This is a genomic window from Streptomyces sp. HNM0574 (assembly GCF_012726235.1).
In the GTDB taxonomy this organism is placed as follows: Bacteria; Actinomycetota; Actinomycetes; order Streptomycetales; family Streptomycetaceae; genus Streptomyces.
In genome coordinates this window covers 453,301-465,958 of the sequence record NZ_JAASAH010000001.1, presented here as the reverse complement: position 1 = coordinate 465,958, position 12,658 = coordinate 453,301, and the positions used below count along the sequence as shown (strand labels likewise).

Sequence of the window (12,658 nt, the reverse complement as noted above, 5' to 3'; positions counted from 1 at the left end):
CCGGCATGGGAGACCCCAGCGGGCGAATGCTGGAGCTGCTGTCGCTGCTCCAGTCGGGCCGTGCCCAAAGCGGGCCCGAACTGGCCCGGCGGCTCGGGGTGTCCGCCCGTACGCTGCGCCGCGACGTGGAGCGGCTGCGGGGCTTCGGTTACGCGGTCGGCTCCGCCCCCGGCACCGGCGGCAGCTATCGCCTGCTCGGCGGGCACGGCATGCCGCCGCTGCTGCTGACGGACGACGAGGCCGTCGCCACCGTCGTCGGCCTGCGGCACGCGGCCGCGGCGTACGGCGGTGCCGAGGCGGCCGCGGCGGCCTCGGCGCTGGGCAAGATCGAGCAGGTGGTGCCGTCCCGGGTGCGCCACCGCGTGGAGTCCGTGGCCGCGTCCACGGAGCCGCCGGAGCCCCCGGCCGGGGCGCCGGACGACCGCACGCTCGCCGCGCTCCGGCACCTCGCCCCCGCGACGCACACCCACGCGCACGTCCGCTTCCGCTACACGGCGCGGGACGGCCGGGAGAGCGGGCGCCGGGTCGAGCCGTACCGTCTCGTCCTGCTCCGGCACCGCTGGTACCTGCTCTGCTGGGACCTGGACCGGGAGGACTGGCGCAGCTTCCGCGTCGGGGCGATGCGCGAAGTCGGCGTCCCGGGAACGACGTTCACACCACGGCCGGTCCCCGAGGGCCCGTTCACCGGCGCACCGGGCGCGGACGGTTCGGTGCTCTTCGACGCCCCGCTGTCCGTCGTCACCCGGCGGCTGACGGCCGAGGCGGGCACGCTGGAAGCCGTCGGCACGGACCGCTGCCGCTACCGGACGGACCCCGACGACTGGGACTGGCTCGCGGGCATCGTCGCGGCCGTCGCCGTCCCCTACACGGTCGAGTCCCCCGCCGAACTGGCCGAGGCCACCCGCCGCATGACCACCCGGGCGACCCGCGCCACACGGACAGCGCGGGCCACCGGGGGCACCTGAATCGCACGGTCCGGCCGGAAGGCCCGGAACCAGCTAAAGCTCCACCCGCCCCACATCCTCCCGCCCGAGGCCGAACACCTGGGAGTACAGCGAGAGTTCGGCCTCGACGGCGCGGATGATGGTGTCGGCGCGGCGGAACCCGTGGCCTTCGCCCTCGAAAGCGAGGTAGGCGTGCGGCACGGTGTCGGCCGTCTGCTGGAGGAAGCGTTCGCACTGCACGGGCGGGCAGATCACGTCGTCCAGGCCCTGAAGGAGCAGGAAGGGCACGGTGACGCGGTCGGCGTGGTGCATGGGTGAGCGTTCGCGGTACCGCTCGCGGTGCTGTTCGAGGGGGCCGACGAGCGACTCCAGGTACTGCGACTCGAAGTCGTGCGTCTCGCCGGTGGCCCAGCCCTCCAGGTCGAGGATGGGGTAGCTGATGGTGCCGCAGGCGTAGAGGCCCTCGGTGGCGGGGGACGTCAGGGAGGCGGCGGTCGTCCAGCCGCCGGCGCTGCCGCCCCGGATGGCGAGGCGTGCCGGGTCGGCGGAGCCTTCCTCGGCGAGGGCACGGGCGACGGCGGCGCAGTCCTCGACGTCGACGACGCCCCACTGTTCGCGGAGCCGGTTGCGGTACTCCCGCCCGTAGCCCGTCGAGCCGCCGTAGTTGACCTCGGCGACGCCGATGCCGCGGGAGGTGAAGTAGGCGATCTCCAGGTCGAGTACGAGCGGCGAGCGGGAGGTGGGGCCGCCGTGTGCCCAGATGACGTAGGGCGGGAGGTCGCCTGCGGGCGCGGTGAACCCGGGGTGGTGGGGCGGGTAGAGGTGGGCGTGGATGTCGCGGCCGCCCGGTCCTGTAAAGGTCCGGACGAGGGGCTCGGGGTAGTACGCGGGGTCGACGTCGTCGGTGTGGCCGCAGGCCACGACGCGGCTGTGGCCGGTGCCGGTGTCGAGCTCGACGATCTCGTACGCGGTGCGGGGGCCGGCGGCGACGCCGAAGATCCGGGTGTCGGCAGCGGCCAGGGCGGGGCCCCATTCGCTCCAGGCGCCGGGTGCGTCGACGAGGTCGCCGGTCTCCGGGTCGAGTATGCCCAGGACCATGGAGCCGCGGCCGTGCAGGACGGCGACGAGGCCGTTCGGCAGCGGCTCGAACCATTTGCCGCCGATGCGCCACACGCCGGCCGCGAACTCCTCCTCACGCGGGCAGAGTTCGGTGCGGGCCCCGTCGGGTGCGGTGGGGTCGAGCCGGTGGAGGTTCCACCAGCCGGTGGTGTCGGAGACGAACAACAGCCGCCCGTCGGGCGCCCATTCGACCTGCGGAATGGATTCCTCCGGCCCGCCGGCGACGGCGCGGACGTCCTCGAACGTGCCCTGCGCGGTGACGCGGGCGACCTTGAGTTCCGTGCCGTCCCAGGGCATCGCCGGGTGGTCCCAGGCGATCCAGACGGCGTGCCGTCCGTCCGGGGAGACCCGGGGGCCGGTCACGAAGCGGTTGGCGTCCGGCCCTTCACCGGTCAGGACGCGGATGCGGGAGCGGTCCTCGGCCGCCGAGCCGTCCAGCGGGACGGCGGCGAGCATCCGGCGCACGTCCGTGGGCCTGGGCCCGGTCAACTCCTCCAGTACGCACCACACTTCGCCCCGGTCGAGGAGCAGCACGGGGTCGCACCAGCGCAGTCCGCCGTCGGTCACCTCCGAGACCGGCGTCAGCGGCCTCGGCGGCTCCGGGGAGCCGTTGTCCGGTTCGTAGGCGTACAGGCGCTGGTCGTCGAAGTGGGTGAAGGCGACGACGGGGCTGCCGTCCGGGCGGGCCGCCCCGGCCCAGGGCAGTCCGCCGTACTCGATGACGCGGTTGCGTACGTTCCACGGGGCGGGCAGCACCGTGCGCTCGACGGCCGGGGCGGCGGGGCCGCCGTCCGGGGAGAGGCGCATCAGGGCGCGGCGGCCGCCCTCCTCGGGGCGTGGTTCCGTCCACCACAACTCCCCGCCGACCGCCCCGAGATACTCGGGCCGGCCGTCGTGGGCCGCGACGAGCGGGGCGTCGATCGGGGACGGCCAGGTGCCGTGGGGAGCGGTAGCGGTCGCCATGTGCGGTCAGGCCTCCCGGGTGCCCCGGAGGGCGAGCAGGGTGCGGTCGAGGACGTGGACGCCGAAGTGCAGGGCGTCCACCGGGACGCGCTCGTCCACGCCGTGGAAGAGCGCCTGGTAGTCGAAGCCTTCGGGCAGCCGGAGCGGCGAGAAGCCGTACCCGGCGATGCCGAGCCGGGAGAACTGCTTGGCGTCGGTGCCGCCGGACATGCAGTACGGCACGACGTGCGCCTCGGGGTCGAAGTGCAGCAGGGCCTCCCGCATGGCCGCGTACGCGGGGCCGTCGACGGGGGCCTCCAGCGGCACCTCGCGGTGGTGGAAGGCCCAGTCGACCTCGGGTCCGGTCAGTGCGTCGAGGGTGGCGTGGAACTCGTCCTCGCCGCCGGGGAGGATGCGGCCGTCGACGTAGCCGGTGGCGCTGCCGGGGATGACGTTCAGCTTGTAACCGGCGTCCAGGACGGTGGGGTTGGCGCTGTTGCGTACGGTCGGTTCGACGAGCTGGGACTCGCGGCCGAGCCGGGCGAGCAGGGTGTCGACGTCGAAGCCGGGTGCGTCGAACTCTGGGGGCTCCAGGCCGCGCAGGGCGGCGAGTTCGGCGAGCGCCGCGCGGACCGTCGGGGTGAGCCGCTGCGGCCAGCGGTGCTCGCCGATGCGGTTGACTGCGGCGGCGAGCCGGGTGACCGCGTTGTCGTGGTTGACCTTGGAGCCGTGTCCGGCGCGGCCGTCGGCCGTCAGGCGCAGCCAGGCCGTGCCGCGCTCGCCCGCCGCGACGGGGTACAGCCGCATCCCGTCGCCGGTGTGGAAGGTGAACGCGCCGGATTCGCTGATGCCTTCGGTGCAGCCCTCGAAGAGTTCGGCGTGCTGGTCGGCGAGGTATCCGGCGCCGAACTCGGCGCTGTCCTCCTCGTCGGCGGTGAAGGCCAGCACCACGTCCTGCCGGGGGCGGACTCCGGCGCGGGCCCAGGCGCGGGCCGTCGCCAGCACCATGGCGTCCATGTTCTTCATGTCGATGGCGCCCCGGCCCCAGACCACGCCGTCCCGGATCTCGCCCGAGAAGGGGTGCACGGACCACTCGGCGGGGTCGGCGGGGACGACGTCGAGGTGGCCGTGCACGAGCAGCGCGTCGGCCGTGGGGTCGCTGCCGGGGATGCGGCAGACGACGTTGGTGCGGCCGGGGGCCTTCTCCAGGAGGGTCGGCTCCAGGCCCGCGTCGGCGAGCCGGTCCGCGACGTACTCGGCGGCCTGCCGTTCGTTGCCCCGGCCGCCGCCGTGGTTCGTGGTGTCCATCCGGATCAGGTCCGAGGTGAACGTGACGACCTCGTCCAGCGCCTGCTGGTCGATGTGCGCGGCCGGGCCCGTGTGCTCCTGGTGCCGGTTTCTGTCGCCCGGGGTGCCGGGCGTGCCCGTCTCAGCCATATTGCTCCTCCACCGCCGCCGAGACGACGGTCGTGACCGCCTTGAAGCAGCGGATTCCCTCGTACATGTCCCGCGAGGTGTAGGCCACGCGGCGCTCCCCCACCCGTTCCACGCCGGGCACGACGGTAGCCGCGCCGGCCAGGTGTTCGGCGTCGAACTCCAGCTCAATGGTGTGCGGTTGGGGCGGTGCGGGTGTGGTCCGCACGGCGAGCGGCGCGGCCTTGGCGGCCGCGGCGCGGATGTCCGCCGCCGTACGGGCCGGGGTGCGGCAGACGGCCGCGTACCGGGAGACGTAGTCCTTGACGGCGACGCCCTGGGCCGCGGGGGCGTATCCCCCGGCGTCCTCGACGGTGCGGTCGTCGCCCGTGACGAGGACGACGGGGACGCCGAACTCGGCCACCACCAGGGCGTTCAGCAGGCCCTCGCTCGCGCGGACGCCGTCGGCCCAGACGCCGGTGAGGGAGTTGGCCAGGTAGGTGTGGGCGAGCACGCCCTCGGCGCCCGCGCCCGTGTGGTAGCCGACGAAGGCGATGCCGTCGACGTCGCCGTGCTGCACGCCCTCCACCATGGAGAGGGACTTGTGCTTTCCGGTGAGCATCTCGGCGCGCTCGTCGAGCTCTTCGAGGAGCAGGTTGCGCATCGTCCAGTGCGCCTCGTTGATGAGGACCTCATCGGCTCCGCCGTCGAAGAAGCCCTGCACCGCTGCGTTCACGTCGGAGGTGAACAGGGAGCGGCAACGCTCCCACTGCGGGGTGCCGGGGAGGACGTCAGCGGGCCAGGTGACACCGGTGGCGCCTTCCATGTCGGCGCTGATGAGGATCTTCATGCGCGGAACGTTACGCGGTCGGCAAACGCCGCGACACCCCTGTGGATAACTCCGGAGATCTCGTTCTCAGAAGTCACTCATCCGGCCCGCGACCAGCCAGTTCGCGGGGAGTTCGACCGGCGAGCCCCCGGCGTCCCGCAGGGTCAGCTGCAAGGGGGCGCTGCCCGCGGCGAGGATGCTCAGGCCCAGCGCGGCGAAGAGCGCGGGCACCGATTCGTCGGGCATCTCCGCGGGGGCGATGCCGTGTCCGACGACGGCGGCGAGGGACGGCGGCGGTCCGCCGGGGCGGCTCATCAGCGCGGCCAGCACGTCCCTGGCTGAGGCGGCGGGTTCGACGGCCAGCACCCGGCCGCGGGTGCCGGCGAGGGTGGCGGCGCCGGACGCGACGCGAGCGCGGTCCCCCGGGCCGCACTGGTGCAGCACCCCGCGCAGGTAGACGTCGGCGTCGCCGGTCTCGGCGTGCAGGCCCTTGACCGGGACCGGGTCGGCGGCGTCCACGCGGCGGAAGTCGGCGGCCGTGGCGGGCCCGGCGAGGGCGCGGGCGATCGCCGCGCGGGAGACGTCGATGCCGACGACGCGGCGGTAGCGCGCCGCGAAGTACCGGGTCTGGGTGCCGTTTCCGCAGCCGACGTCCACGAGCGCGGCGGCGCCGCCGGAGTGTGCGGTCAGCAGCGGCAGATGGCGGGCCGCGGCGAACTGCGGGGCGGTGTCCCACAGGACCTCGCCCTCCCCTTCGGGTGCGGCACGCCAGAAGCCCTCCCAGGCGTCGGCGTAGTGCGTGCTTGCCTCCATATGTGGCTCCATGCCCGAGGTGAACGCCGGGACGGCGGCGTCTTCCTCCCGCAGTGAAGGCCCCTCGGGCCGTGCGCACAAGGGACGTCGCACGACGGATCGATCCGGCGGCTCGCCCGGCCGGTGCCGCGCACGGCGCCCGGCTCCCGTTCCCGGCGCCCGGCCCCGTGTCCCGCGCCGGTCGCCTCCTCCCGCGCCGGAACGGGGCCCGGGGCCGGGCCCAACCGTCAGTCCGCGTGGCCCAGTTGGACGTCGCGTTCGGTGCGGCCGCCGCCCGCGACCCGCAGGACCGTGGCCACGGGCGGGTATCCGGCGGCGATCACGGTGTACTCGCCGGAGGGCAGGTCGGCGAAGCGGAAGACGCCGTCGGGGCCGGTGGTCACGGTGGCCACGACGTTTCCCGTCACGTCGAGCAGGGTGACCCTGGCGTCCTCGACGGGCCGTCCGCCGCCTGCGCGTACGGTGCCGCGCAGCAGGGCGCCGCCCGCCAGTTCGATGTCCTGCCGGGTCGCGCGCGAGGGCTGCACCGAGACGGGCAGCGCGGCGGGCCGGTACGCGGAGGCGCTCGCGGCGAGGGTGTACTCGCCGGAGACCAACTCGTCGATGCTGTAGGCCCCTTCGGGCCCGCTCCGGGCCGAGGCGACGACCTCGCCGCGCACGTCGGTGAGGGTGACCGAGGCGTCCCGTACGGGCTGTCCGTCGGCGCCGCGGACGGTGCCCGCGAGGCGTCCGGCGCCGCCGAGCAGCACGTCCAGTTCGACGGGGCGGTCGGCGACGGTGACGCCCACGGCCTGCGGCTGGTGCCCGCCCGCCGCCGCGATGAGGACGTACGAGCCGGCGCCCGGGGTGCTCAGCGCGTACCGCCCGTTCTCGCCGGTGGTGCCGCGGCCGGTCTGGCGCCCGCCGGTGTCGATGAGGGTGAGCGCGGCTCCGGGGACGCCCGTCCCGTCGTGGTGCCGCACGCTGCCGCGTACCGGAATCCACTCGTCCGCCGGGTCGGGCCCGGCTTCGGTCCCGGGCTCCTGGCCGACGGTGACCGTGACGGGGGCCGAGGCGGCGGCCGGTGGCGGGGCCGCCGCGCCCGCGGCCTCGCGGTACGCCTGCACGTGGGCGAGGGAGTCGGCGGCCGTCCGGCGGTCTGCGGGCTCCTCCGGGTGACGGGCTCCGGGGACGGGCGGGTTGGCGGACACCAGGCTTTTCTCCTTGAGGAAGAGCGCGAACAGGAGCCCGAGGACGAGCACCGGGACGAGGTACAGGAAGATCCCCGGCATCGCCTCCGCGTACGCCCGGACGTAGCCCTCGCGGAGCTGCGCGGGCAGTGCGTGCACCAGCTGCGGGGTGATCGACTCCGGGTCGGGCAGCGGCCCGTCGCCCGAGGCGTGCCGGGGCAGTTCGTCGGCGAGGGCGCCGGCCAGCCGGTGGGCGAACAGGGTGCCGAACACGGCGGCTCCGACGCTGCCGCCCACCTGCCGGAAGTAGGTGTTGGCGCTGGTCGCGACGCCGAGGTCGGCCGGGGGCACGGAGTTCTGCACGGCGAGGACGAGCACCGGCAGCACGCACCCGAGCCCCAGCCCGAGCACGCCCATCCACAGGCTGTACTCCACGCGCCCGGTGTCCTCGCCCAGCCCGGACAGCAGCCACATGCCGACGGCGGCCAGCGCGCAGCCGAGGACGGGGTGGCTCCGGTAGCGGCCGGTGCGGGCGATGAGGTGCCCGGAGACGATCGAGGCGAGGACGATGCCGCCCATCATCGGCAGCATCAGCAGGCCCGAGGTGGTGGCGCTGACGCCGTCGACCATCTGCAGGAAGCTGGGCAGATAACTGGCCGCGCCGAACAGGGCGATGCCGATGGCGGCGCCGACGAGCCCCGTCACGTTGAACACGGAGTCGCGGAACAGGCGCAGCGGCAGAACCGGTTCGGCGGCGTACCGCTCGACGAGGAGGAAGAGCAGCGCGCTCAGCACGGCGCCGGCGGCGAGCCCGAGGATCACCCTGTCGCCCCAGGCGTAGCGGGTGCCGCCCCAACTGGTCAGCAGGACAAGGCAGGTGGAGAAGACGGCGAGCAGCAGGGCGCCGGGGACGTCGAGCCGGACGCGGGCGCGGTCCGGCCGGGGGAGCCTCAGCACGAGGCCGATGACGAGGAGGGTGACGAGGCCGAAGGGCACGTTGAACCAGAAGCACCAGCGCCACGAGAGGGTGTCGGTGAACCAGCCCCCGAGCAGCGGCCCCGCGACGGAGGCCAGCCCGAAGGCGCCGCTGATGACGCCCATGTAGCGGGCGCGCTGCCGGGGCGGCACGATGTCCGCGATGATCGCCTGCACGCCGGTCATGAGCCCGCCCGCGCCGATGCCCTGGATGGCGCGGAAGGCGATCAGCTCGTCCATCGTGCGGGCCCAGCCCGCGAGTCCGGAGCCCGCGGTGAAGACGACGATGGCGAAGAGGAAGACGCCCTTCCGGCCGAAGAGGTCGCCGAGCTTCCCGTAGACGGGCAGGCCGATGGTGGCGGCGAGCAGGTACGCGGTGACGGCCCAGGACATGCGGTCCAGGCCGTGCAGCTCGCCGACGATCTTCGGGAGCGCGGTGGCGACGATGGTCTGCTCGAGCGCGGCCAGCAGCAGCACGAGCATCAGCCCGTGGAAGACCAACCGGAGGCGCCGGGGCCCGAGTTCGACGGGGGCGCCCGTCACCGGGGGCAGTTCGACGGTGGCGAGGGGAGCGTCCCGGTCGCCCAGTGCCGTGCCGGCCATCGCTCACCCCATTTCGCCGCGGCGCCGTCTCGGGTGAGCATTTCTCGCACCGGGCGAGGGGCCGATCAAGTCGGAGGCGGGCGTTCCGGGGCGGCGCCGGCGGCCCGCCAACTCCGTTGCCCCGGGCGCCCTTTCGCCCTCCACCAGGGGCTTTCACCGACGAGTGACGCGGCGGGCGGGGCTGACGGTGCACGCCCCGCCCGCCGCGAGAACCACTCGTTCCGGTGAGCGGCCCGGCCCCGGAATCCGGGGCTCCGGCCGCGGGCACGCGGCCGCGAACTCCCGGGCGCCGGGCCCTGGTTCACGCCTGCCCGGCAGAACCCGGGCGGCGGGTCACTTCTCCATCTCGGCGGCGAGCTTGGCGAGGAGCTCGTCGTAGATGCGGGCGAGGCCCTTCGGCGCGAAGGTCTTCTCGAAGAAGCCGCCGATGCCGCCCGCGCCGTTCCAGACGGTGGTGACGGTCACGCGCGCCGTGCCGTCGGCGCTGCCCGGGGTGACCTTCCACGTCGTGACCATCGTGGAGTTGCGGTCCTTCTCCACGAGTTCGCCGTCGGTGGGCTCGGAGACGTCCATGAGGCAGTCACGGACGCGCTTGCTCGTGGCCTGGAGTTTCCAGTGCACGACGGTCCCCTCCCCGTCGCCGCCCTCGCGCACCTCGTACTCGCTGAACTGGCCGGGCAGCAGCTTGGCCCGGGTGTCGCTGTAGTCGGCGAGCGCGTCGAACACGTCGTCCGGCTTGGCCGTGATCTCACGCTGGGTGACCGACTCGACCTGAGCCATTGCTCCTCCTGCTGTAGGCACCTGAACGGGTCGCCCGGTGGCCACCAAGGACCCGGCCATAGCCAATCACCCTCCGCGCGCCCGCCAAAATCCGGGTTGACAGAGCCGAGGGGAACAGGTGTTCTATTCACGTACGACAGCAGAACCGAACAGCGGACGGAAAGGCCGAGGAGGGCTCGATGCGCTGGGACAGCTTGGGCGGCGACGGAAGCGCGGACGCCCCCGCCCTCTTCGGCGCGAACGCCGTGACGCGGACCTTCGACACCCCCGAGTTCCGGGGGATCACCTTCCACGAGATCCGCGCCCGCTCGATCGTGAACCGCGTCCCCGGCGCCTCGCGCATGCCGTTCGAATGGACCGTGAACCCGTACCGCGGCTGCTCGCACGCCTGCGTGTACTGCTTCGCCCGCAACACGCACCGTTATCTCGACCTCGACGCGGGCGAGGACTTCGACTCCCGGATCGTGGTCAAGGTCAACGCGCCCGAACTGCTGCGCCGCGAACTCGGCGCCCGCCGCTGGCGCGGCGACCACATCGCCATGGGCACCAACGTCGACTGCTACCAGCGCGCCGAGGGCCGCTACCGCCTGATGCCCGGCATCCTCACCGCCCTGCGGGACCACGCCAACCCCTTCTCCGTGCTCACCAAGGGCACGCTGATCCTCCGGGACCTGGAACTGCTGCGCTCCGCAGCGGCCGTGGCCGACGTCGGGGTGTCCGTCTCCGTCGGCTTCACGGACGAGGAGCTGTGGCGCACCGTCGAGCCGGGAACGCCCGCGCCGCAGCGCCGGCTCGACGTCGTCCGCACGCTCAGCGAACACGGCATCCCCTGCGGGGTCCTGATGGCCCCGGTGATCCCGTTCCTCGGCGACTCGCCGGAGCGGCTGCGCACCACCGTCCGGGCGATCGCCGCCGCGGGCGCCACCTCGGTCACCCCGCTCGCGCTCCATCTGCGGCCGGGGGCGCGCGAGTGGTACATGCAGTGGCTCCGCACCCACCATCCGCAACTCGTGCGCCCCTACGAGGCGTTGTACGCGGACGGTGCGTACGCCCCCAAGTGGTACCAGCGCCGGATCACGCGCCAGGTGCACGAGCTGGCCGCCGAGTACGGCATCGGCCCGAGCGCCCCCGGCGCCGCGCGCGCCCTCCCCCGCCCGTACGACACCCCGCCACCGGACGCGGAACCGGAACCCCGGGCCACCCAGCTCACCCTGCTCTGACCCGGCCGACCGGAACCCAACGTGCCTGGCAGGACAGGCAGTTGGGGCCGGAAAACCCCTGGCGCGCGGGCCCGCCGGCGGTGATCATCACCGCATGCCCGAACTCACCCACCTCACCAGCCCCTCCGGCCTTCCGCAGGGCAACGGCTACAGCCATGTCGTCCTCGGGGAAGGCCGTTTCGTCGCCCTGTCCGGTCAGATATCCCTCGACGCGGACGGTGCCGTCGTCGGCGCGGGCGACCCCGAGGCGCAGGCCCGCCAGGTCTTCGCGAACCTGGACCGCTGCCTCTCCGCGGCCGGCGCCGGCTGGTCCGACGTGGTGAAGCTGACCCTCTTCACCACCGACATCGCCCACCTCCCCGCCGTCCGGGTGGCCCGCGACGCGTACATCGACACCGCCGCGCCGCCCGCGAGCAGCGCCGTCCAGGTCTCCGGCCTCATCCACCCGGACCTCGTCCTCGAGGTGGAGGCCTACGCGCTGCTCCCGCGGACGTGACGGCCACGGACGGGAGCGCCTGGCGCGCCTGGCAGGAGGCGCCTTGGGGCCGGCTGCGCTACACCGTGGCCGAGGCCAACCTCGCCCCCGCACTGGCCGACGGCCCCGCGCGGGTGCTCGATCTGGCGGGCGGCGACGGGGGCGACGCGCTCCGGCTGGCGGCCCGGGGGCACCACGTCACGGTCGTCGACCACGCGCCCGCGATGCTCGCCGGTGCCCGCGAACGGGCCGCCGACAGCGGCCTGTCGGAGCGGGTCACGACCGTCGAGGCCGAGATCACGCCGTGCGCCGCGGATCTCCCCGAGGCCGTGGCACACGGCGCCTTCGACGTCGTGCTCTGCCACAACCTCATCCCGTACACCCCCGACCCGCGCGGCGTCCTGCGCACCGCGCTGGTGCCGCTGCGGCCGGGCGGCCTGTTCTCCGTGATGGCGTTGAACCGGCACTCGGCACCGCTGAAGAGCGCCCTGCGGGACCTGGACCCGGAGGCGGCCCTCGCGGCGCTCGACCAGGACACGGCCCGCACGGAGCTGTTCGCCCCCGGGACGTCCATGCGGCTGCACACCGCCGAGGACGTCGGCGGGATGCTGCGCACCCTCGGCTGCGAGGCCGTGCGCCATTTCGGCATCCGCGCCTTCTGCGACTGGATCGCCGACGACGCCCTCAAACACGATCCGGCCTTCTACTCGCGGCTGGAACGCCTGGAGTTGGCCGCCTCCGCCCGCGACCCGTACCGCCGTACGGCGCGCCTGTTCCAGCTCACCGCACGGAAGCCGGAGGGGCACGGCCCGGCCGGCTGAGGAGCGCGCGGGCCCCGTGGCCCCGTCTTCGAGGCCTGGAGCCCGGGCCGCCCGCCGCGCACCGTCCGCCGCGGGGGTCATGTCCCCATCGTGCTGCCGGGCATCGCCCCGCAGCCGGGCGCCCGGAGCGTCACCGCCAGTCACCATGACGGCCCGCGCATACGGGAGTTGACCGTGTCCGGGGTGCCGGAAGTGGCCGAATTGCGCGTGCACGCCTGGCGGTTCGCCTATACGGGACTGATGCCACGGGCGTACCCGTACTCCCGGCGGGCCGAGGAGACGCCCGTACGTCTCGATGAGTACCTGCGGCACTCCGCGTCCACCCGCCTCGTCACCCGGAAACCTCCCGACCGGCGAGGACGGCCGGGACCGAAGCCCCGGCCACGACGCCCCGGCCCGGCACCACCGGAACCGCCGCCCGGACACCAGAACAGCCCCCGGCACCAGGGAGGCGGCGGGGGCGAGCAGGAAGGCGGCGGGAAGCGGAACGGGCCTCTGGCGTACCGGGCGGAGGCCCGACTCCGGTACGCCAGAGGCCCGTTCCACGCGGACCGG

Annotated in this window: 10 protein-coding genes; 4 read left to right on the top strand and 6 right to left on the bottom strand. The window is 74.2% G+C overall.

What is annotated here, in order from left to right:
- Positions 1 to 5 precede the first annotated feature (5 nt).
- Entirely contained in the window at positions 6 to 965 is a 960-nt protein-coding gene (locus HCC30_RS01905; RefSeq protein ID WP_240979248.1) for a WYL domain-containing protein, read from the top strand.
- A gap of 33 nt (positions 966 to 998) precedes the next feature.
- Here HCC30_RS01905 and HCC30_RS01900 read toward each other — a convergent pair whose 3' ends face one another.
- The 6 genes from HCC30_RS01900 to HCC30_RS01875 form a co-directional block, all read right to left on the bottom strand.
- Entirely contained in the window at positions 999 to 3,026 is a 2,028-nt protein-coding gene (locus HCC30_RS01900) for a prolyl oligopeptidase family serine peptidase (protein WP_169440171.1), read from the bottom strand.
- 6 nt (positions 3,027 to 3,032) lie between these two features.
- Complete coding sequence (locus HCC30_RS01895; RefSeq protein ID WP_169440170.1) at positions 3,033 to 4,442, bottom strand: M20/M25/M40 family metallo-hydrolase; 1,410 nt, start codon at positions 4,440 to 4,442, stop codon at positions 3,033 to 3,035.
- Positions 4,435 to 5,268 (bottom strand): M55 family metallopeptidase, encoded by an 834-nt coding sequence (locus HCC30_RS01890; RefSeq protein WP_169440169.1) that lies wholly within the window; start codon positions 5,266 to 5,268, stop codon positions 4,435 to 4,437. The genes HCC30_RS01895 and HCC30_RS01890 overlap by 8 nt, the downstream gene beginning before the upstream one ends.
- Before the next feature lie 66 nt (positions 5,269 to 5,334).
- Positions 5,335 to 6,060 (bottom strand): class I SAM-dependent methyltransferase, encoded by a 726-nt coding sequence (locus HCC30_RS01885; RefSeq protein WP_169440168.1) that lies wholly within the window; start codon positions 6,058 to 6,060, stop codon positions 5,335 to 5,337.
- 227 nt (positions 6,061 to 6,287) lie between these two features.
- The gene (locus HCC30_RS01880; protein ID WP_169440167.1) at positions 6,288 to 8,807 is read right to left on the bottom strand and encodes an MFS transporter; all 2,520 of its coding nucleotides are present in this window, start codon (positions 8,805 to 8,807) and stop codon (positions 6,288 to 6,290) included.
- A gap of 333 nt (positions 8,808 to 9,140) precedes the next feature.
- Positions 9,141 to 9,587: an SRPBCC family protein gene (locus tag HCC30_RS01875; protein WP_169440166.1), complete on the bottom strand. Its 447-nt coding sequence runs from the start codon at positions 9,585 to 9,587 to the stop codon at positions 9,141 to 9,143.
- A 179-nt stretch (positions 9,588 to 9,766) separates the two neighbouring features.
- Between HCC30_RS01875 and HCC30_RS01870 the strand changes: the two genes are divergently transcribed.
- The 3 genes from HCC30_RS01870 to HCC30_RS01860 all read left to right on the top strand — a co-directional run bounded on the left by HCC30_RS01870 (position 9,767) and on the right by HCC30_RS01860 (position 12,103).
- A complete protein-coding gene (locus HCC30_RS01870; protein WP_169440165.1) occupies positions 9,767 to 10,807 on the top strand; it encodes an Rv2578c family radical SAM protein in 1,041 nt (346 codons plus the stop codon).
- A gap of 94 nt (positions 10,808 to 10,901) precedes the next feature.
- On the top strand, positions 10,902 to 11,303 hold the full coding sequence (locus HCC30_RS01865; protein ID WP_169440164.1) for a RidA family protein: 402 nt from the start codon (positions 10,902 to 10,904) through the stop codon (positions 11,301 to 11,303).
- Positions 11,300 to 12,103: a methyltransferase domain-containing protein gene (locus HCC30_RS01860; RefSeq protein ID WP_169440163.1), complete on the top strand. Its 804-nt coding sequence runs from the start codon at positions 11,300 to 11,302 to the stop codon at positions 12,101 to 12,103. Before HCC30_RS01865 ends, HCC30_RS01860 begins: the two co-directional genes overlap by 4 nt.
- The last annotated feature ends 555 nt before the right edge of the window (positions 12,104 to 12,658 follow it).

Bases quoted from the DNA above. Each gene is read 5' to 3' on its own strand.
- HCC30_RS01905 (WP_240979248.1), top strand. From the start codon at position 6: ATGGGAGACCCCAGCGGGCGAATGCTGGAGCTGCTGTCGCTGCTCCAG.
- HCC30_RS01900 (WP_169440171.1), bottom strand. From the start codon at position 3,026: ATGGCGACCGCTACCGCTCCCCACGGCACCTGGCCGTCCCCGATCGAC.
- HCC30_RS01895 (WP_169440170.1), bottom strand. From the start codon at position 4,442: ATGGCTGAGACGGGCACGCCCGGCACCCCGGGCGACAGAAACCGGCAC.
- HCC30_RS01890 (WP_169440169.1), bottom strand. From the start codon at position 5,268: ATGAAGATCCTCATCAGCGCCGACATGGAAGGCGCCACCGGTGTCACC.
- HCC30_RS01885 (WP_169440168.1), bottom strand. From the start codon at position 6,060: ATGGAGGCAAGCACGCACTACGCCGACGCCTGGGAGGGCTTCTGGCGT.
- HCC30_RS01880 (WP_169440167.1), bottom strand. From the start codon at position 8,807: ATGGCCGGCACGGCACTGGGCGACCGGGACGCTCCCCTCGCCACCGTC.
- HCC30_RS01875 (WP_169440166.1), bottom strand. From the start codon at position 9,587: ATGGCTCAGGTCGAGTCGGTCACCCAGCGTGAGATCACGGCCAAGCCG.
- HCC30_RS01870 (WP_169440165.1), top strand. From the start codon at position 9,767: ATGCGCTGGGACAGCTTGGGCGGCGACGGAAGCGCGGACGCCCCCGCC.
- HCC30_RS01865 (WP_169440164.1), top strand. From the start codon at position 10,902: ATGCCCGAACTCACCCACCTCACCAGCCCCTCCGGCCTTCCGCAGGGC.